At 59.7% G+C, this 18,551-nt stretch carries 16 protein-coding genes; 8 read left to right on the forward strand and 8 right to left on the reverse strand.

Translation table 11 applies throughout. The features are described from left to right. Positions 1–14: 14 nt before the first annotated feature. From EIY71_RS12115 to EIY71_RS12135, 5 genes are all read right to left on the reverse strand, one after another. Positions 15–2,837 carry an FAD-binding and (Fe-S)-binding domain-containing protein gene (locus EIY71_RS12115; RefSeq protein ID WP_134021822.1) on the reverse strand — a complete coding sequence of 941 codons (2,823 nt, stop codon included), beginning with the start codon at positions 2,835–2,837 and terminating at the stop codon, positions 15–17. Further along, the gene (locus EIY71_RS12120; protein WP_134021824.1) at positions 2,834–3,505 is read right to left on the reverse strand and encodes a lactate utilization protein C; all 672 of its coding nucleotides are present in this window, start codon (positions 3,503–3,505) and stop codon (positions 2,834–2,836) included. The genes EIY71_RS12115 and EIY71_RS12120 overlap by 4 nt, the downstream gene beginning before the upstream one ends. Beyond that, positions 3,505–4,959 carry a LutB/LldF family L-lactate oxidation iron-sulfur protein gene (locus EIY71_RS12125; RefSeq protein WP_134021826.1) on the reverse strand — a complete coding sequence of 485 codons (1,455 nt, stop codon included), beginning with the start codon at positions 4,957–4,959 and terminating at the stop codon, positions 3,505–3,507. Before EIY71_RS12125 ends, EIY71_RS12120 begins: the two co-directional genes overlap by 1 nt. Beyond that, entirely contained in the window at positions 4,956–5,780 is an 825-nt protein-coding gene (locus EIY71_RS12130) for a (Fe-S)-binding protein (protein ID WP_039769136.1), read from the reverse strand. The genes EIY71_RS12125 and EIY71_RS12130 overlap by 4 nt, the downstream gene beginning before the upstream one ends. A gap of 150 nt (positions 5,781–5,930) precedes the next feature. Further along, positions 5,931–7,625, reverse strand: a complete 1,695-nt coding sequence (locus EIY71_RS12135) for a lactate permease LctP family transporter (RefSeq protein WP_134021828.1) — start codon at positions 7,623–7,625, stop codon at positions 5,931–5,933. Positions 7,626–7,887: 262 nt separating this feature from the next. Between EIY71_RS12135 and EIY71_RS12140 the strand changes: the two genes are divergently transcribed. Continuing rightward, the gene (locus EIY71_RS12140; RefSeq protein WP_039769141.1) at positions 7,888–8,655 is read left to right on the forward strand and encodes an FCD domain-containing protein; all 768 of its coding nucleotides are present in this window, start codon (positions 7,888–7,890) and stop codon (positions 8,653–8,655) included. Between the two features lie 49 nt (positions 8,656–8,704). On the opposite strand, the gene smpB is transcribed toward EIY71_RS12140, so the two are convergent. Beyond that, on the reverse strand, positions 8,705–9,187 hold the full coding sequence (gene smpB, locus EIY71_RS12145; protein ID WP_007953781.1) for an SsrA-binding protein SmpB: 483 nt from the start codon (positions 9,185–9,187) through the stop codon (positions 8,705–8,707). 119 nt (positions 9,188–9,306) lie between these two features. Here smpB and EIY71_RS12150 point away from each other — a divergent pair, with 119 nt between their 5' ends. The 3 genes from EIY71_RS12150 to EIY71_RS12160 are packed head-to-tail and all read left to right on the forward strand — an operon-like array spanning position 9,307 to position 11,459. Continuing rightward, positions 9,307–10,710, forward strand: coding sequence for a sodium-dependent transporter (locus tag EIY71_RS12150; protein WP_134021830.1), 1,404 nt, complete (start codon positions 9,307–9,309; stop codon positions 10,708–10,710). A 7-nt stretch (positions 10,711–10,717) separates the two neighbouring features. Next, positions 10,718–11,152 carry a type II toxin-antitoxin system RatA family toxin gene (locus tag EIY71_RS12155; protein ID WP_129972375.1) on the forward strand — a complete coding sequence of 145 codons (435 nt, stop codon included), beginning with the start codon at positions 10,718–10,720 and terminating at the stop codon, positions 11,150–11,152. Further along, entirely contained in the window at positions 11,145–11,459 is a 315-nt protein-coding gene (locus EIY71_RS12160) for an RnfH family protein (protein ID WP_085746877.1), read from the forward strand. The genes EIY71_RS12155 and EIY71_RS12160 overlap by 8 nt, the downstream gene beginning before the upstream one ends. Before the next feature lie 60 nt (positions 11,460–11,519). Here the strand turns inward: EIY71_RS12160 and EIY71_RS12165 are convergent, their stop codons facing one another. Further along, positions 11,520–12,047 (reverse strand): outer membrane protein assembly factor BamE, encoded by a 528-nt coding sequence (locus EIY71_RS12165; RefSeq protein ID WP_085746878.1) that lies wholly within the window; start codon positions 12,045–12,047, stop codon positions 11,520–11,522. 97 nt (positions 12,048–12,144) lie between these two features. Here EIY71_RS12165 and fur point away from each other — a divergent pair, with 97 nt between their 5' ends. Next, positions 12,145–12,549 carry a ferric iron uptake transcriptional regulator gene (fur, locus tag EIY71_RS12170; RefSeq protein WP_039769149.1) on the forward strand — a complete coding sequence of 135 codons (405 nt, stop codon included), beginning with the start codon at positions 12,145–12,147 and terminating at the stop codon, positions 12,547–12,549. A 75-nt stretch (positions 12,550–12,624) separates the two neighbouring features. Here the strand turns inward: fur and recN are convergent, their stop codons facing one another. Then, the gene (recN, locus tag EIY71_RS12175; protein ID WP_085608031.1) at positions 12,625–14,298 is read right to left on the reverse strand and encodes a DNA repair protein RecN; all 1,674 of its coding nucleotides are present in this window, start codon (positions 14,296–14,298) and stop codon (positions 12,625–12,627) included. Positions 14,299–14,537: 239 nt separating this feature from the next. On the opposite strand from recN, the gene grpE reads away from it, so the two are divergent. The 3 genes from grpE (at position 14,538) to dnaJ (ending at position 18,548) form a co-directional block, all read left to right on the forward strand. Further along, positions 14,538–15,107: a nucleotide exchange factor GrpE gene (grpE, locus tag EIY71_RS12180; protein ID WP_085746879.1), complete on the forward strand. Its 570-nt coding sequence runs from the start codon at positions 14,538–14,540 to the stop codon at positions 15,105–15,107. 102 nt (positions 15,108–15,209) lie between these two features. Continuing rightward, positions 15,210–17,126 (forward strand): molecular chaperone DnaK, encoded by a 1,917-nt coding sequence (dnaK, locus tag EIY71_RS12185; protein WP_129972373.1) that lies wholly within the window; start codon positions 15,210–15,212, stop codon positions 17,124–17,126. Positions 17,127–17,423: 297 nt separating this feature from the next. Continuing rightward, on the forward strand, positions 17,424–18,548 hold the full coding sequence (gene dnaJ / locus EIY71_RS12190) for a molecular chaperone DnaJ (protein ID WP_102687344.1): 1,125 nt from the start codon (positions 17,424–17,426) through the stop codon (positions 18,546–18,548). Positions 18,549–18,551 lie beyond the last annotated feature (3 nt).

Here is an 18,551-nt window from a genome sequence, read left to right on the forward strand (position 1 = left end):
GGTTCTATTTTTCTTCAGACGGCGGTTGCGGGGGCTTTGGCCCGGGTCACCCGGTCCACCAGATACACCAGGCCGTGGTAGTCGATTCCACCGTGTTGCGTCAGACCGATCTCACAGGTGCGGCTGGTGGAAATCCCTTCGCTGCACTGTTGCACCGCATCCTTGAGCGTTCGCAGTGAGTGGCTATTGAGCTCCGGAGTGGTGAAACCCTTGTCGCCGGCGAAACCGCAGCAGTGAATGCCTTCCGGGATCACCACGTTCTTGCTGCATTTGCGGGCCAGGTCGATCAGCGCCTGGCTTTCCCCAAGGTGCTGAGTGCTGCAGGTCACGTGAACCGCAATCGGTGCTTCCTGCGGGGTGAAGTCGAGCCGATCCATCAGATGCGTACGGATGAATCGCACAGGGTCATACAGATCCAGGCGAACATTTCCCACATCCTGCACCAGCCGCAACGTGCAGGGGCTGGTGTCGCAATAGATCGGATCGAGCCCGCCGCGACTGGCCTGAAGCAATGCGCCGATCAGCTCCTGACGCTTGTGCTCGGCCTGTTCGGCATAGCCTTTGGACGCGAAGGGCTGGCCGCAGCAGAGGTTGTCCAGATTGTCCGGGAACACCACCTGATAACCGGCCTTCTCCAGCAGACCACGGGTTTTGTCGTAAAGCGACATCTGCTCCTTGTCGCCCGCCGCCGGCCCCATTACTCGCGACACACAGGCCGCCAGGTACACAACGCGCGGGCGTTCGTCCGACACGGCCGGGCTGAAGCGAATGGCTTTTTCCGGCTGCGGCATCGCGTTGGTCCACAGCGGCACCTGACCCTTGGACAGCCGCGTCAGGGTCGCTGAAAGCTTCGCAAGCCGCGGTGCCCCTAACAACATCCGTGCACCGTTGGCCACATGCAGGGTGAAACGCGCACCTTGCAGGGTGGTGGCGAAATTTCCTTCGATCAGGTTGGCGGTTTTCGTATGCGTGGCGTGAAGGCTGCGAAGCTTTTTCACCAGCTCGCCGGTGTTGATGCCTACAGGGCAGCGTTGCGCACACAAACCGGTCGCGGCGCAGGTATCGATGCCCTGGTACTCGTAGGCTTTTTCCAGTTCGGTGGTGTCGATTCCGGCGCGTTTTCTTGCCTGGATGTCGCGCCAGATCACGATGCGCTGGCGCGGGCTCAGGGTCAGGCCTTTCGAAGGGCAGACCGGCTCGCAGAAACCGCACTCGATGCATTTATCCACAATCTCGTCGGCCGCCGGCAGCGGTTTCAGGTGCTTGAGGTGAATCTGCGGGTCTTCGCTGAGCACCACGTCCGGATTGAGAATGCCGTTGGGGTCGAGCAGGCGTTTGAGTTGCCACATCAATTGATAGGCGTCGCTGCCCCATTCGAGTTCGACGAAGGGCGCCATGTTGCGTCCGGTGCCGTGTTCCGCCTTCAGCGAACCGCCAAACTCCACGGCCACCAGTTGCGCCACGTCGTCCATGAACGCCTGATAGCGTGCGACTTCTTCCGCGCTGTTGAAGCCTTGGGTGAAGACGAAGTGCAGATTACCTTCCAGCGCGTGTCCGAAAAGGATCGCTTCGTCGTAGTTATGTTTGTCGAACAGCTCGATCAGACGGTTCACGCCGATCGCCAGTTGCTCCACCGGGAAGGTGACGTCTTCGATGATCACCGTGGTGCCGGTCTTGCGTACGGCGCCGACGGCGGGGAAGGTGTCTTTGCGGATCGCCCAGAGGCGGGCGTTTTCGACCGGGTCTTCGGTGAAGTCGACCTGCTTTTCCACCGGAAAGGCGCTGAGCGACGCCATGATCTGGGCCAGTTGTTCCTGCAGCAAAGTGGAAGAGGCAGCGCGGGATTCGATCAACAGCGCGCAGGCATTGTTCGACAGCTGCTGTACGAAAGCCGGCATGCCGGGTTTGTCCTGCACCGAGCGCAGACTGCGGCGGTCGAGCAGTTCCACGGCCGACACCGGTTGGCTTTTCAGCACGGTGACGGCGTTGCAGCAGGTTTCCACATCAGGGAATACGATCAGCGCCGAGGCCTTGTTCGGATGGTCGATAACCGTGTCGTAAGTCACGGCGCTGATGAAACCGAGAGTGCCTTCGGAGCCGACCAGCAAGTGGCTCAAAATATCCACAGGCTCATCGAAATCCACCAGAGCGTTGAGCGACAGGCCGGTGGTATTTTTCAGACGGTATTTGTGGCGGATTCGTGCGGCCAGTTCGGCATTGGCGCGGGTCTCACGGCCCAATGTCGCCAGACGTTCCAGCAATTCACCGTGGCTGACTCGAAACGCCTCGACGCTGGCGGCATCTTCGGTGTCGAGACGTGTGCCGTCGGCCAGCACCAGACGAATCCCGGCCAGCGTGTGATAGGTGTTTTGCGCGGTTCCGCAGCACATGCCGCTGGCGTTGTTGGCGACAATGCCGCCAATCTTGCAGGCGTTGATCGACGCCGGATCCGGACCGATCTTGCGTCCGAATGGCGCCAGCCATGCATTGGCCTGGGCACCGATCACGCCCGGTTGCAGGCGGATTTGCGTGCCTTGCCCTCGGATCTCCCGGGCGTTCCAGTTATCCCCCAGCACGATCAGCACCGAATCGCTGATCGCCTGTCCGGACAGGCTCGTGCCGGCGGCGCGGAAGGTCACCGGGACCTGATCGCGCTGGGCCAGTTTCAGCAGCGCTACCACTTCGTCTTCGGATTCGACGCGGATCACCAGTTGCGGAATCAACCGGTAGAAACTGGCATCGGTGCCGAAGGCCAGGGTCGACAGCGGATCGTCGAAACGCCGTTCGGCTGGAATCAGTTGCTGCGCATCGCGCAGGAAAGTCGCCGGTAAGGTCATTGGTCCTCCAGGATCAACACCACCAGGTCTTTCGGGCCGTGGGCGCCGTAAGCCAGCACTTGTTCAATGTCGGCGGTTTTCGATGGGCCGGAGACCAGCAATGCATTGGTCGGCATGCCCTGTGCCCACTCGAATTCCTGTTGCACCTGATAGAAGTTGTCGCGGATCTGGCTGGCCTTGAGCAGGGCGAAATGCACCGGAGGCACCAGGCTCATCAGCCGTGGTTCTTCGCGGGTCGGCCACAGAATCAGGCTGCCGGTGGCGGCAATCGCGCCGAGAGTGCCGGTCAGGCTGGCCGGGGTGTCGTTGAACAACTCGGCTTTCCACTCTTCCATTGGGCGGTCGTAGGACTTCAGCGCCGGCAGATCAGGATTGTTCGCCCAGTGCTGTGTGATGCGCTGCCCGTGAGGTGTAGTCGGTGCGATCAGCAGGCTCGGCAACTGGCGGTCGCGCAGCAATTGCGCCAGCAGCGCCGGCCACCCATCAGCGGAACTCAGGTGGATTTCGGTGTGCACCGCTTCCATCAATTTGCGCAGTTGCGGGATCCGTTGTTCGGCGCTGTAGGTGTAAGGCTGGGTCACCAGATCGACGTCAAAGTTGTCGGCAATCGGCGTGGTGCCGGTCAGACTTTTACGCAACTTGCCGAGGATATTTTGCTTGGCGCTCATCAACGGTCTCCTTGTTTGGCCAGGTGTTCGCGAGCCATGTCATGCAATGAGCGGGCGGCGGGTTTCGGCGCGCTGTGATTCTGCGTCCACGGGCCGACATTGTTAGGCACCAGCGCGCGCAGGCGTGTGGCGAAAAACGCAAACAGTCGATACAGGGTTGGTGAGCTGTTGAGCTTCGCCCAGGCGTTCCAGATGACGCGTTCCTTCCGCGAGTATTTGCTGCCCTGACCGCGCATCACTTGATGAGGGCTGTCGGGGGCTTTGACGTTCTCTTCGCGTAGGCGGCGCAGCAGTGCGGGAATAGGAATTTTTACCGGACACACTTCACCGCAGGCGCCGCATAACGAAGACGCGCTCGGGTGATCCGGGACTTTCGCCAGGCCGACCATGTGCGGGGTGATGATTTTGCCGATCGGGCCAGGGTAAACCTCGCCGTAGGTGTGGCCGCCGACACGGGTGTAGACCGGGCAATGATTCATGCAGGCGCCGCAGCGGATGCAGTTCAGCGTCTGGCGCAGTTCGCTGTCGGCAAAGGCCTGGCTGCGACCGTTGTCGAGCAGCACCAGATGCACTTCCTGCGGACCGTCGAGTTCATGTTCCTTGCGCGGGCCGGAGATCATGTTGACGTAGGTGGTGATCGGAATGCCCAGCGCCGAGCGGGTCAGCAATGACAGCAGCGGCACCACGTCGCGCAGGTTTTCCACGACTTTTTCGATGCCGGTGACGGCGATGTGCACCGGTGGCACGGTGGTGGTCATGCGGCCGTTGCCTTCGTTTTCCACCAGCAGCAGTGTGCCGGTTTCGGCCACCGCGAAGTTGACACCGGAGACGCCGATGTCCGCTTCGAAGAATTTCTGCCGCAGGACCCTGCGACCGATCTGAATGAGTTGGTCAACGTCCTTGGTGTATTCCACGCCAAGTTTGTCGTGGAACAAGGACGCGACCTGACCGGCATTCTTGTGGATTGCCGGCATGATTATGTGAGAAGGCTTCTCGTGGTCGAGCTGGACGATGTACTCCCCCATGTCGGACTCCAGACACTCAATGTCCCGAGCCTCGAGGAAATGGTTCATCTCCATCTCTTCGCTGACCATCGATTTGCCCTTGATCACTTGCCGCGCCTCGTGAGCGCGGATGATCGAAAGGACGATGCCATTGGCCTCGTCCACCGTTTCCGCCCAGTGCACTGTCACACCGTTGCGGGTCAGGTTCTGTTCCAGTTGCTCGAGCAGGTCGGGCAACTTGGAGAGCGCACGCGCCCTGATCGAGTTGCCCAGGGCGCGTAAGTGTTCTCTTTCGTGGGCATCGCTGAAAGCCGCTGCCCGCTTGGTCATCAGTGAATCCATCGCGGTGCGGAAGTTGTTCCGTAACTGCGAATCGCCCAGGGCGTTGTGCGCCCGGGTGCGGAAGTCTTCTTCTACGGCAACCGTAGGAATAATCGTGGAAGTGCTCATCGCGCACCTCCGGTTCGTTGCCAGAGGAAGCTCGCCAGGTGTTGCCCGCGCAGCGCTTCCTGCTGTTTTTCCAGCGAGCCGTTGATGTTCATCAAGCAGCCGCAGTCGGCGCTGAGTACCTGATGCGCGCCGGATTCCTTCAACGCCCGGGTCTTGTCAGCCACCATCGCGCCGGAAATGTCTGGCATACGGACGCTGAATGTCCCACCGAAGCCACAGCATTCGCTTTCGTGATCGTGGTTGACCCGTTCCACGTTGCTCAGCTGCGCCAACAACTCGCGGCCGTGCAGGTGGGTGTTCATTTCCCGTCGCGCCGAACACGAGGTGTGCAGCGCCACTTTCACCGGCTCGCCACTGTCCTTGAGCTGCACCTTGCAGACGAACAGCAGAAACTCGGCCAATTCATAGGTGCGGGCCGCGAGGGCCTGAACCTGTTTCAGCGTTTCCGGCTCGTCCTTGAACAAGTCGGCGTAATGCTCGCGGATCATTCCGGCGCACGAACCCGACGGCACCACCACCGGATAGTCCCCGGCAAACAGCGCCAGTTGCGAGCGCGCCACCGTCCGTGCCTGCTCGGTGTAACCCGAGGTGTAGGCCGGTTGTCCGCAGCAGCTCTGCCCTTGCGGGTAGTCGACCCGGATGCCTTCGCGCTCCAGCAAGTGGATCGCGTCCATCCCGGCTTCCGGATAGAACAGGTCGACCACGCACGTGCCGAACAGGTAGACCCGCGACGGTTTCTCGCTGGGGTATTGCCGGGGTTCGGGCAGTGGCGGTGCGACGCGAGTGGCGTTGGGCACAGCGTTGTAAAAAAGCTCGCTCATCAGGCGTGTCTCCGGGTGGGCCCGGTTATCCGTCTGTTGAGGCTGCCGAATATAGAGCGCGTTGCTTTCAGCAGCCTTACAGACCGGGTTGTGAATTGCTGACGCCGGAATCACGAACCGGCGTCGGTTTTTTCCATGTCGCTTGTAGTCTTAATGCACCAGCATGCCGGTGAACCAGTAGGCCTGGGCCAAAGTGATCAGGCCGACGATCGTGGCAAAGAATAGGCTGTGCTTGAGGGTGAAGCGGAACAGATCGGACTCCTTGCCCACCAGACCGGTCGCGGCGCAGGCCACGGCGATCGATTGCGGGGAGATCATCTTGCCGGTCACGCCGCCGCTGGTATTGGCCGCCACCAGCAGGGTGTCGTTGACCCCGATCTGGTGTGCGGTGGTCGCTTGCAGCGAACTGAACAGGGCGTTGGACGAGGTATCGGAACCGGTGAGGAACACGCCGAGCCAGCCGAGGAATGGCGAGAAAAACGGGAACGCTGCGCCAGTTCCGGCAAGCACCAGAGCCATGGTCGAGGACATGCCGGAATAGTTGGTGACGAAGGCAAACGCCAGCACCATGCCGATCGACAGGATCGGCCAGCGCAGTTCGTAGAAGGTTTCTTTCAAAGTGGTCAGACCAGTTTTGAAATTGATCTTCAGCACCAGCATCGAGATCAGTGCGGAGAAGAAAATCGCCGTGCCGGTCGCGGAAATCGGGTCGAGTTTGAACACGGCCGGAATCGCGGTCGGGGCGGCAACGATCGGCGCGGTCTTGATCACCAGTTGATCCAGGTGCGGAATCGCGAAGTTGAACACCCAGGCGTACATCGAACCGCCGGCAGCGAACATGGCTTTGAAAGGCTTGAGGGTCCAGATGGTCACCAGTACGGTGAGGATCAGGAACGGCGACCACGCCTTGAAGATTTCCCCGAGGCTGTAGGGCGAAGCGACGGTGGTGCGCTTCTGGCCGAAACCGCCGACGCTGGCGGAGACCACCGAAGCGGATACGGCGCCGACGATGTGCTGGCCGGCGGCACGTTTCGGTTGCCAGACCTTCAGGAACAGGGTCAGCGAAATCAGACTGGCCAGGGCCGACGTGATGTCCGGCAGTTCCGGGCCGATGAAGTTCGAAGTGAAGTATTGGGTGACAGCGAAGCTCAGGCCGGCAACCAGTGCGGCTGGCCAGGTTTCACGCACGCCGCGCAGGCCGTCCATCATGAACACCAGCCAGAACGGCACGAACAGCGACAGCAGCGGCAGTTGGCGGCCGGTCATGGCGCCGATCTTGAACGCGTCGATGCCGGTGACTTGTCCGGCCACGATGATCGGAATCCCCAGCGCGCCGAACGCCACCGGTGCGGTGTTGGCAATCAGGCACAGGCCGGCGGCGTACAGCGGGTTGAAACCCAGGCCAACCAGCAGCGCAGCGGTAATCGCCACTGGCGCGCCGAAGCCGGCGGCACCTTCGAGGAAGGCGCCGAAGCAGAAACCGATCAGCAGCACCTGCAGGCGTTGGTCGTCAGTGATCGACAGCACCGAGCTGCGGATGACCTCGAACTGGCCACTCTTGACCGTCAGTTTGTACAGGAACACCGCCGCCACAATGATCCAGGCAATCGGCCACAGACCATAGGCGAAGCCATATCCGGCAGCGGCGAACGCCATGTCGACCGGCATCTGGAACGCGAAGATCGCCACAAGGATCGCCAAGGCGAGCGTGATGCTGCCGGCCACATGACCTTTGAGGCGGAACACCGCCAGGGCGAGGAAGAAGAAAACGATGGGGATGACGGCCGCGAGTGCGGACGCGCCAAGACTGCCGAGCGGGCTGTAGAGCTGTTGCCAGGTTTGCATATGGGGTGGCCCCTAATTGTTGTTGGTCAGGCACTGTCAGCGTTCTTGGTTAATTGGTAAGACCAATTTACAATCGCTGTTGGCTAGGGTAAAAGCCTTGATATCGGTGTGTCAATTTGCCGCCCTAAAACTTTTGTCGAACAACCGGTGCAGAGCTCGATCTGATCCGGTCGCCCAAGTGTCATCTGGCAGGTGTCGGCAACGCGCCGATAGGCCAGAATAGAGAGCCCGGCGAGCGGTCGGGATGGTGGAGAGTTGAGTGATGGGGTTTGATCAGATACGTCAGCGCCGTTTGTCTGACGACATTGTCGAGCGACTGGAAGGGATGATTCTCGAGGGCACGCTGAAGTCTGGCGAGCGTCTGCCGGCCGAGCGGACTCTGGCGGAACAGTTCGGCGTTTCCCGGCCCTCGTTGCGCGAAGCGATTCAGAAACTCGCGGCCAAGGGCTTGCTGGTCAGCAAACAGGGCGGCGGCAACTATGTCGTGGAAAGCCTCGGTTCGACGTTCAGCGATCCGCTGCTGCAATTGCTGGAAAGCAATCCCGAGGCGCAGCGCGATTTGCTGGAATTTCGCCACACGCTGGAGGCATCGTGCGCCTATTACGCGGCATTGCGCGCCACGGATGTGGATCGTGAACGGCTGACGGCTGCGTTTGAAGAATTACAGGACTGCTATTCGCGTCATGACGAAGTGAGCCGGGCGGAAGAGGGCGCGGCGGATGCGAAATTCCATCTGGCGATTGCCGAAGCCAGTCACAACGCGGTGTTGCTGCACACCATTCGCGGGCTGTTCGATCTGCTCAAGCGCAACGTCGTGACCAACATCGGTGGCATGTACAAGCAGCGCACGGAAACCCGCGATATGCTGATCACCCAGCATCGGGAGTTGTATCTGGCGATTATCGAGGGGCGCGCGGAACAGGCGCGTGAGGTGTCCAGCCGACACATTCTCTATGTTCAGGAAGTGCTGGAAGAAGTGCGACAGGAAGTACAGCGCATGGCTCGCGCCGAGCGACGCAAAGGGATGTAGGCATGACCGTTCCCGTGCCGGGCGCGGAACGGTCATCAGGGCAGAGAAATCAGTCTTCCTTGCCCTTGTTGCGCACCGCACGCTGCAACTCGCGACCGGCGTCGCGTTCGCGTTCGGTATCACGCTTGTCGTATTCCTTCTTGCCCTTGCCCAGTGCGATCTCGCACTTGACCATGTGCTTGCTCCAGTACCAGGACAGGCACACGCAGGCGTAACCCTTCTGCTGCACGGCGGCGGCGAGCTTGTCCAGCTCGCGGCGGTTGAGCAGCAGCTTGCGGGTACGCACCGGGTCGGCAATGACGTGGGTGCTGGCGGTCATCAGAGGCGTGATGTGGCTGCCGAGCAACCAGGCTTCGCCATCCTTGAGCAACACGTAACTGTCGACCAGTTGCAGTTTGCTTGCCCGCAGACTTTTTACTTCCCAGCCGGCCAGGACCAGACCAGCCTCGAACTTGTGCTCGATGAAGTAATCGTGTCGCGCCTTTTTGTTTTGCGCGATGGTCCCTGTTGGGTGTTTCTTCTGTTTAGCCATAGGGGCGGCATTATATGGAGATAAACGGCTGTCGGCTACGGTGATGCTGCGTGCTTGAGCAGGTTGAGTGAATCCCGGACAATGCGGCCTCTTTTTCTAACGCTTGGGCGTGATAAACGATGTCGACAGACAAGGTTTCTGTCCACGGCAGTTGGGCTAGCCGCTGGGTTTTCATATTCGCCGCGACCGGTTCGGCCGTGGGACTGGGCAGCATCTGGAAATTCCCCTACATGGTCGGGGTCTACGGTGGCGGCGCCTTCGTGCTGATGTTTCTGGCGTGTATCGCGCTGATCGGCATCCCGGTGATGCTCGCTGAAACCCTGATCGGCCGGCGTGCCCGTCAGAGTCCGGCAAATGCCCTGAAGGTGCTGGCGCGTGAAGCCGGGCACTCGGGCAAGTGGTCGTGGGGCGCGTTCGCCGGGATGATCACGGCGTTGCTGATCCTGTCTTTTTACAGTGTGGTCGGCGGCTGGTCGCTGGATTACATCATTGATATGGGGCGCGGAGACTTCCAGGGCGCTACGGCCGATCAGGTCGGGGCGTATTTCGGTAATGTCATCTCCGATCCGTGGCGTATCACGCTGTGGCACACGGTTTTCATGCTGTTGTCTGCAGTAGTGATCGCCAAGGGCGTGGTCGCCGGGCTCGAGCGCAGCCTGCGGATCATGATGCCGCTGCTTTTCGTGATGGTGCTGGTTCTGCTGGGCTACAGCATGACTACCGGGCATTTCATGGAGGGCGTGCATTTCATGTTCGACTTCCATCCGGAAAAAGTCCTCGACGGCTTGCTGCCGGCCATGGGCCACGCGTTCTTCTCCCTGAGCGTGGGCGTGGGCTCGATCATGATCTACGGCGCCTACATGACCAAGGAAGCCTCGCTGTCCGGCACGGTCGTCGGTGTGGCGCTGCTCGATACCTTTGTTTCGCTGGTGGCCGGTCTGGCCTTGTTTCCGATTGTGTTCGCCGGTGGTTTGAACCCGAGCGAAGGCCCGGGGCTGATGTTTGTCAGCCTGCCATTTGCTTTCGGTAACGTGCTGTTCGGCCAGTTGATGGGCGTGGTGTTCTTCGTTCTGGTGGCCATTGCCGCCTGGAGCTCAGCGATTTCCCTGCTGGAGCCGATGGTCGCCTATCTGGTCGAGCGGACTAAAGTCAGTCGTGCCTGGGTGACATTCTGGTTGGCGTTCACCTGCTGGTTCGTCGGATTGGGCACGGTGTTTTCCTTCAATATCTGGAAGGAAGCCAAATTTTTCGTGAACGATGGCGGGGTGTTCCATCTCTACCAATGGGGTGCGGCCGGTGGCCTGGACTTCTTTGGGGTGATCGACTTCTTCACCTCGCGGATCATGTTGCCGCTCGGCGGGCTGTGCTTCGTGCTGTTTGCCGGTTGGGTGATGGGGCGTGAGGCGGTGCGTGATGAATTGTCGATTCGCAGCCCGGCGCTGTTCGCCCTGTCTTTGTTCTTGATGCGCTATGTGGCGCCCATCGGCATTCTTGTAGTGTTTGCCGCCCAGCTCTGGAAGTGACGCTTACATGACGACACATATTCAACGATCGGCGCTGCTGCCTTACCCGGCGCAATTTCTCTACGACCTGGTCAATGACGTGGCGCGTTACCCCGAGTTTTTGCCGTGGTGCGCGTCTGCTGAAGTCCTGGAAAGCTCGCCTGAGCACATGCGCGCCAGTGTCGGCGTGGCCAAGGGCGGCCTCAGTCAGCATTTCGTGACGCGCAATACGCTGGTGCCGGGTCAGTCGATCGAGATGAACCTGGAAGAGGGGCCGTTCAATCAGCTGCACGGCGTCTGGGTGTTCAAGGCGCTGAACGAGAAGGCCTGCAAGATCAGTCTGGATCTGTCCTTCGACTACGCCGGGCCGCTGGTCCGCGCGACGCTCGGGCCTTTGTTCAATCAGGCAGCCAATACGCTGGTGGATGCGTTCTGCCAGCGCGCCAAGCAGATGCATGGTTGAGCCGGTGATCGAAATCGAAGTGGTGTATGCGGCGGTTGATCGGCAGGTGTTGCGTGTAACCAGTGTTGCCGAAGGTACGACGGTGCGTGCGGCGCTGATGGCATCCGGGATTGATGCTGAATTTCCGGAGCTGGATCTGAAGAGCTGTCCTTTGGGGATATTCGGCAAAGTGATTGCTGATCCGGATACTCGACAGGTTCAGGAAGGTGATCGCATCGAGATCTATCGACCACTGTTGGCTGATCCGAAAGAGGTGCGCCGATTGCGTGCCGCCAAGGCTGCCGAGGCTAAAGCCAGAAATCAGTGATGCGCTGATCTGCAGGCAATAAAAAACCCGGAATTTCCGGGTTTTTTATTGCGTCGCAAATTATTGCGGCGAGGTGTCCAGCGGTTCTGGCGTTGGAACCGGAACGGTTTCCACACCATCGACGTCCTTCTGGATCTGATCCAGCAAGGAGCCTGGCTTGGCCGGTTTTTCCGGTTTCGGCTGCTCGGCGTTTTCAGCAGGAGTGGTCACGCTGGTGCCACTGTCCTTGCCGAGAATGGCTTCATCACGGCTGACGCCCGGCATGAAGTCACCGGACAGGCTGACAAGACGGTCATTCGAGTCGAAAATGACACTCATGCGTTCCTGCTGACGTTCACCGCCACCAGGTTGCAGGCTGTACAGATAATCCCAGCGGTTGGCATGGAACGTGTCGGCAAGCAGAGGGTTGCCCATGATAAACCGTACTTGCGGCCGGGTCATTCCCGGGCGTAACTGGTCTATCATGTCCTGCGTGACGACATTGCCCTGCTGGATGTCGATTTTGTAAACCCCGGGGAATGAACAACCGGCGAGTGCGAGCAGTCCCACAAAGGTGAAACTGGTTAGCAAGAGCTTGGTGTTTTGCATCGGTGGGCGACTTCCACTATCTTGGCTGGGACAACGTAAACGCCGATCATACCCGCATTAAGAGAAGCTGCGAAGCAGCATCGCGAGAAAGCTGACCATGGTTGAAAATAGCGAACTACGCAAAGCCGGCCTCAAAGTGACCCTGCCACGGGTCAAGATCCTGCAAATGCTCGACTCTACAGAGCAGCGTCACATGAGTGCCGAGGACGTCTACAAGGCGTTGATGGAAGCTGGTGAGGACGTCGGTCTGGCCACGGTTTACCGTGTTCTGACCCAGTTCGAAGCGGCTGGCCTCGTGGTCCGTCACAACTTCGACGGCGGCCACGCGGTATTCGAATTGGCCGACGGTGGCCACCACGACCATATGGTTAACGTGGAGTCGGGCGAAGTCATCGAATTCTTCGACGAAGAAATCGAAAAACTTCAGAAGGCGATCGTCGAGAAGCACGGTTACGAGATGGTTGATCACAATCTCGTACTGTACGTACGCAACAAAAAGTAAGCATGTCGCGCGAATTTCAGGTTCGCGAAACGAGCGAAGGCGACCCAAGGGTCGCCTTCGTGCTTTCTGGCGTGCTTAAACCTTTGCGGTAACGACCATCTTTTTCGCGTGCGCCAAAGACTCTTTGGTCAGATCGATGCCGCCAAGCATCCGCGCGACTTCTTCTATACGGTCATTCTTGCTCAGCTTCGAAACGGCCGTGTGAGTCGCCTGCTCGCCGCGCACTTTATGCACGAACAGGTGCTGATGTCCCTGGGCCGCGACTTGCGGCAAGTGTGTGACCGTCAGTACCTGTCCGCGATCCCCGAGGCGGCGCAGCAACTGGCCGACGATTTCGGCCGTCGGACCGCCAATGCCCACGTCCACTTCGTCGAACACCAGCGTCGGTACGCGAGAGGTCTGGGCAGTAATCACCTGGATGGCCAGGCTGATCCGTGACAGCTCACCGCCGGAGGCCACTTTGGCTAGGGCCTTCAGGGGTTGGCCAGGGTTGGCGCTGACCAGCAGTTCAACTTGCTCCAGGCCATTGGGTTGCAGTTCGCTGCTGTTGTTGGCGCGCAATTCGATGGTGAAGCGACCGCCGGGCATGCCCAGGCGCTGTATCTCCTGCTCCACCGCGCTGGCCAGGCTGCCGGCCGCCTGATGACGCAGCTCGCTCAGTTCCCGGGCCTTTTCCTGATAGTGTCGGGCATAGGATGCGAGTTCTTCGGCAAGACGCTCGATGGATTCATCGTTGGCGTCGAGGGCTTCGATTTCGTCGAGCAGCTTCTGCTGCATCTCTGCCACTTCCGTCGGCTGAATGCGGTGTTTGCGTGCCAGTGTGTAGATGGAGTCCAGACGTTCTTCCAGATATTGCAGGCGCGCCGGATCGGCGTCGAAGTTGTCGAGAAAACGATTGAGCTCGCCGACGGCTTCTTCGACCTGGATCTGCGCGCTGGTCAGCAGGCTGCTCGCCTCACCCAGCGCGCCGACCGAATTGTTCACGCTCGACAGGCGATTGAGGCTGGCCGTCAGGGCATTCAGCACGTTGCCGGAATCGCTTTCGCTGCATTGCTCGACCACTTGTCGGCAGATGCCGAGCAGGGTTTCGGCATTGGTCAGGTTCTTGTGTTCCTGCTCCAGTTCTTCCAGCTCGTTTTCGCCGAGGCCGAGGTTTTCCAGTTCTTCGAGCTGGTAGCTGAGCAGCTGATGGCGCGCGCGCTGTTCGTCGCCGGAGTTGGAAAGGCGCTCCAGCTCCTGACGGGTCTGGCGCCAGCGCTGGGCGGCCAGGTGAACCTGGCGCGCCAGATCGGTGGCCCCGGCGTACTCGTCGAGCAGGCGCCGGTGGGTGTCGGTCTTGAGCAGGGATTGGTGTTCGTGCTGGCTGTGGATATCGATCAGCAGCTCACCGAGAGCCTTAAGGTCGCCGAGCGGGCAGGGCGTGCCATTTATATAGCCGCGTGAGCGACCTTCGGACGTGATGACCCGGCGCAGGATGCACGGGCCGTCGATTTCCAGGTCGCGTTCCGCGAGCCAGGCGCTGGCCTCGGGAATGTCGGCCAGATCGAAGGTCGCCAGGATATCGGCCTTGTCGGCGCCCGGTCGAACCACGCCGCTGTCGGCGCGATCACCGAGCGTCAGGCCCAGGGCGTCGAGCATGATCGACTTGCCGGCGCCGGTTTCCCCGGTAATCACGCTCATGCCGCGATCGAGTTCGAGATCGAGATGTTCAACGATGGCGTAGTTGTGTACGGACAGGTGCACCAGCATAAAGGCCGCTCCCAGGCTTCAGGTCTGGTTATTTATACAGTGTTTTGTTTCGAGCTGACAATGCCCTCGCTCAGGTCGATGGGGATGATCCGATCAAATGCCTATCGCGCAGGAAATGGCAATGCAGCACTTTTTTGTAGGGTTAATCGTTGTCAGCCCTTGAAGCCTGATTTTGCGGCCCCATATACCTGGGCAGAAGCGCGAATCGAACTCGCGGACGATATTGAAAGGAGAATTCTATGGCTGACGAACAGACAGTAGATACGCAAAACCCAGAAGCCAATCAGGCGCCCGAGACTTCGGGTGATGACCTGGCGACCCGTGTACAAGTGCTCGAAGAGCAATTGGCCGCCGCGCAGGATCAATCGCTGCGCGTAGCTGCCGATCTGCAGAACGTCCGCCGCCGTGCCGAGCAGGATGTCGAAAAGGCGCACAAGTTTGCGCTGGAAAAATTCGCCGGCGATCTGCTGCCGATCGTCGACAGCCTGGAGCGTGGTCTCGAGCTGTCGAGCCCTGATGACGAAAGCATCCGTCCGATGCGCGAAGGCATCGAGCTGACCCTGAAAATGTTTCACGACACCCTCACGCGCTATCAGCTTGTCGCTGTAAGCCCGCAGGAAGGCGAACCGTTCAATGCCGTGGAGCATCAGGCGATGGCCATGCAGGAAAGTGCTGATCTGGAGCCGAACAGCATTCTGAAGGTGTTCCAGAAGGGCTACCAGCTCAACGGTCGCCTGCTGCGTCCGGCGATGGTCGTGGTCAGCAAGGCGCCGGCGCCAGTTTCGCCTTCGATTGACGAGAAGGCTTGAAATTAGCCGCAAGGCCCCCATTTACAAGTCAAGCGTTTAAGTATTACCGCAGTCAGCCACCACTGCTGCGGCAAAAAAATCCAAAGTTTCGGGAGAGTGAACATGGGCAAAATTATCGGTATCGACCTGGGGACTACCAACTCCTGCGTCTCCGTGCTGGAAAACGGCGTAGCCAAAGTTATCGAGAACGCCGAAGGCGCGCGTACCACGCCGTCGATCATCGCTTACGCCAACGATGGTGAAATTCTGGTGGGTCAGTCCGCCAAGCGTCAGGCTGTGACCAACCCGCACAACACACTGTTCGCGGTGAAGCGTCTGATCGGTCGCCGCTTCGAAGAAGAAGTTGTACAGAAAGACATCAAGCTGGTGCCTTACAAGATCGTCAAGGCTAACAATGGTGACGCCTGGGTCGAGGCCTCCGGCAAGCAGATGGCTCCGCCGCAAATCAGCGCCGAAGTCCTGAAAAAGATGAAGAAGACCGCCGAAGACTATCTCGGTGAGGCTGTGACCGAAGCGGTGATCACCGTTCCGGCGTACTTCAACGACAGTCAGCGTCAGGCGACTAAAGATGCTGGCCGCATCGCCGGTCTGGACGTAAAACGTATCATCAACGAACCGACCGCAGCTGCTCTGGCTTACGGTATGGACAAGGCCAAGGGCGATCACACCGTGATCGTTTACGACCTGGGTGGTGGTACCTTCGACGTTTCCGTGATCGAAATCGCCGAAGTTGACGGCGAGCACCAGTTTGAAGTTCTGGCCACCAACGGTGACACCTTCCTGGGCGGCGAAGACTTTGACATGCGCCTGATCGACTACCTCGTCGACGAGTTCAAGAAAGAGTCCGGCATGGACCTGAAGAACGATCCTCTAGCCCTGCAGCGTCTGAAAGAAGCCGCTGAGAAAGCCAAGATCGAGCTGTCTTCTTCGCAGTCGACCGACGTCAACCTGCCGTACATCACAGCAGATGCGACTGGTCCTAAGCACCTGAACGTGAAGATCTCTCGTGCCAAGCTCGAGTCGCTGGTCGAAGATCTGGTGAACCGTACCATCGAGCCGTGCCGTATTGCTCTGAAAGACGCCGGTATCGACGCCAGCAAAATTGACGACGTGATTCTGGTTGGTGGTCAGACTCGTATGCCACTGGTGCAGAAGGCAGTTACCGATTTCTTCGGTAAAGAAGCACGTAAAGACGTGAACCCGGACGAAGCCGTTGCCATGGGTGCTGCCATCCAGGGCGCCGTTCTGGCCGGTGACGTGAAAGACGTTCTGCTGCTCGACGTCAGCCCGCTGACCCTGGGTATCGAAACCATGGGTGGCGTGATGACCGCGCTGATCGAGAAAAACACCACGATTCCTACCAAGAAATCGCAAGTGTTCTCGACGGCCGACGACAACCAGGGCGCCGTGACCATTCACGTCCTGCAAGGCGAGCGCAAGCAAGCCGCACAGAACAAGTCCCTGGGCAAGTTCGACCTGGCCGACATTCCACCTGCTCCACGTGGTGTGCCGCAGATCGAAGTGACCTTCGACATCGACGCCAACGGCATCCTGCACGTAGGTGCGAAGGACAAGGCGACTGGCAAAGAGCAGAAGATCACCATCAAGGCCAACTCTGGTCTGTCGGATGAAGAAATCCAGAAGATGGTGCGCGACGCCGAGCTGAACGCCGAGGAAGACCGCAAGTTCGAAGAGCTGGCCGCTGCCCGTAACCAGGGTGATGCACTGGTTCACTCGACTCGCAAGATGATCGCTGACGCTGGCGACAAAGTGACTGCAGAAGAGAAGACTGCAATCGAAGCGGCCGTGGTTGCCCTGGAAGCCGCCGTCAAAGGCGACGACAAGGCTGCCATCGACGCCAAAGTTGAAGAGTTGTCGAAAGTCTCTGCGCCGGTTGCCCAGAAAATGTACGCCGAACAGGCTCAGCCTGCTGAAGGCGCGGCACCGCACGACGAGAAAGCTGAAAAGGCTGACGATGTTGTCGATGCCGAGTTCGAAGAAGTCAAAGACCACAAGTAAGTTGTTGGTCGCCCGGTTGACTGCCTTGCGGCGGTGACTGGTAGGATGTCGCCGCGCGGGAGCTTGCTCCCGCGTTGGCGTATCTGGAATACGCGAATTTTTACAGCATGCGACAAGGTTCGGGTGCTGGCGGTATGGCCGGGAATGCTCCTGCTTTTCGCGCCGCAAATACCGCATGAACCAAAGACCAGGATCGTTGAATTGACGTGAGTTGGGTCCGGGCCTGTATTGGGGCTCAACGAGTTTGGCGAAGCTCAGGAGGGGTTTGCCGAACGTCCTCAAGAGTATGAAGAACTTATGGCTAAGCGTGACTATTACGAAGTGTTGGGTGTTGAGCGCGGCTCAAGCGAAGCAGACCTGAAAAAGGCCTATCGCCGTCTGGCGATGAAGCATCACCCGGACCGTAATCCCGATGACAAAGCGTCGGAAGAACTGTTCAAAGAGGCCAACGAAGCCTACGAAGTGCTGTCCGATTCCAGCAAGCGTGCAGCGTACGACCAGTACGGTCATGCCGGCGTCGACCCGAGCATGGGTGGCGGCGGTGCAGGCTTCGGCGGTCAGAACTTCTCCGACATCTTCGGTGATGTCTTTAGTGACTTCTTCGGTGGCGGTCGCGGCGGTTCCCGTGGCGGCGCCCAGCGTGGCAGCGATTTGCGCTACACCCTGGAGCTGAACCTGGAAGAAGCGGTACGCGGTACCACCGTGAATATCCGCGTTCCGACACTGGTCAACTGCAAGCCTTGCGATGGTTCGGGCGCGAAGAAAGGCTCGTCGCCTTCGACTTGCCCGACTTGCGGCGGCATCGGTCAGGTGCGCATGCAGCAAGGCTTCTTCTCGGTGCAGCAGACCTGCCCGCGCTGCCATGGCCAGGGCAAGATCATTTCCGATCCATGCGACTCCTGCCACGGTGACGGTCGCGTTGAAGAGTACAAAACCCTCTCCGTCAAAGTGCCGGCCGGTGTCGACACTGGCGACCGCATTCGTCTGTCCGGCGAAGGCGAGGCGGGCACTCAGGGTGGGCCGACCGGCGACCTGTACGTGGTGATCAACGTCCGCGAACACGACATCTTCCAGCGTGACGGCAAGCACCTGTTCTGCGAAGTGCCGATCAGCTTCGTCGACGCAGCCCTGGGCGGCGAGCTGGAAATTCCGACCCTCGACGGTCGCGTAAAACTGAAGATTCCGGAAGGGACGCAGACCGGCAAGCAGTTCCGCGTACGCGGCAAGGGTGTTGCGCCAGTGCGTGGCGGTGGGGCGGGCGATCTGATGTGCCGTGTGGCCGTCGAAACGCCGGTCAACCTGACCCGTCGTCAACGTGAACTGCTGGAAGAGTTCCGCAGCTCCCTGGCGGACGACAACAGCCACTCCCCGAAAACCACCGGTTGGTTCGACGGTGTGAAACGCTTCTTCGGCGATCTGTAAGGA

The organism is Pseudomonas sp. CH235 (assembly GCF_004368175.1).
Taxonomy (GTDB): domain Bacteria; phylum Pseudomonadota; class Gammaproteobacteria; order Pseudomonadales; family Pseudomonadaceae; genus Aquipseudomonas; species Aquipseudomonas paraglycinae.

Coding starts and splice junctions, on each gene's coding strand:
- EIY71_RS12115 (WP_134021822.1), bottom strand. CDS start 2,837: ATGACCTTACCGGCGACTTTCCTGCGCGATGCGCAGCAACTGATTCCA.
- grpE (WP_085746879.1), top strand. CDS start 14,538: ATGGCTGACGAACAGACAGTAGATACGCAAAACCCAGAAGCCAATCAG.
- EIY71_RS12135 (WP_134021828.1), bottom strand. CDS start 7,625: ATGCAAACCTGGCAACAGCTCTACAGCCCGCTCGGCAGTCTTGGCGCG.
- EIY71_RS12160 (WP_085746877.1), top strand. CDS start 11,145: ATGGTTGAGCCGGTGATCGAAATCGAAGTGGTGTATGCGGCGGTTGAT.
- EIY71_RS12150 (WP_134021830.1), top strand. CDS start 9,307: ATGTCGACAGACAAGGTTTCTGTCCACGGCAGTTGGGCTAGCCGCTGG.
- EIY71_RS12165 (WP_085746878.1), bottom strand. CDS start 12,047: ATGCAAAACACCAAGCTCTTGCTAACCAGTTTCACCTTTGTGGGACTG.
- EIY71_RS12140 (WP_039769141.1), top strand. CDS start 7,888: ATGGGGTTTGATCAGATACGTCAGCGCCGTTTGTCTGACGACATTGTC.
- dnaK (WP_129972373.1), top strand. CDS start 15,210: ATGGGCAAAATTATCGGTATCGACCTGGGGACTACCAACTCCTGCGTC.
- smpB (WP_007953781.1), bottom strand. CDS start 9,187: ATGGCTAAACAGAAGAAACACCCAACAGGGACCATCGCGCAAAACAAA.
- fur (WP_039769149.1), top strand. CDS start 12,145: ATGGTTGAAAATAGCGAACTACGCAAAGCCGGCCTCAAAGTGACCCTG.
- dnaJ (WP_102687344.1), top strand. CDS start 17,424: ATGGCTAAGCGTGACTATTACGAAGTGTTGGGTGTTGAGCGCGGCTCA.
- EIY71_RS12130 (WP_039769136.1), bottom strand. CDS start 5,780: ATGAGCGAGCTTTTTTACAACGCTGTGCCCAACGCCACTCGCGTCGCA.
- EIY71_RS12120 (WP_134021824.1), bottom strand. CDS start 3,505: ATGAGCGCCAAGCAAAATATCCTCGGCAAGTTGCGTAAAAGTCTGACC.
- EIY71_RS12155 (WP_129972375.1), top strand. CDS start 10,718: ATGACGACACATATTCAACGATCGGCGCTGCTGCCTTACCCGGCGCAA.
- recN (WP_085608031.1), bottom strand. CDS start 14,298: ATGCTGGTGCACCTGTCCGTACACAACTACGCCATCGTTGAACATCTC.
- EIY71_RS12125 (WP_134021826.1), bottom strand. CDS start 4,959: ATGAGCACTTCCACGATTATTCCTACGGTTGCCGTAGAAGAAGACTTC.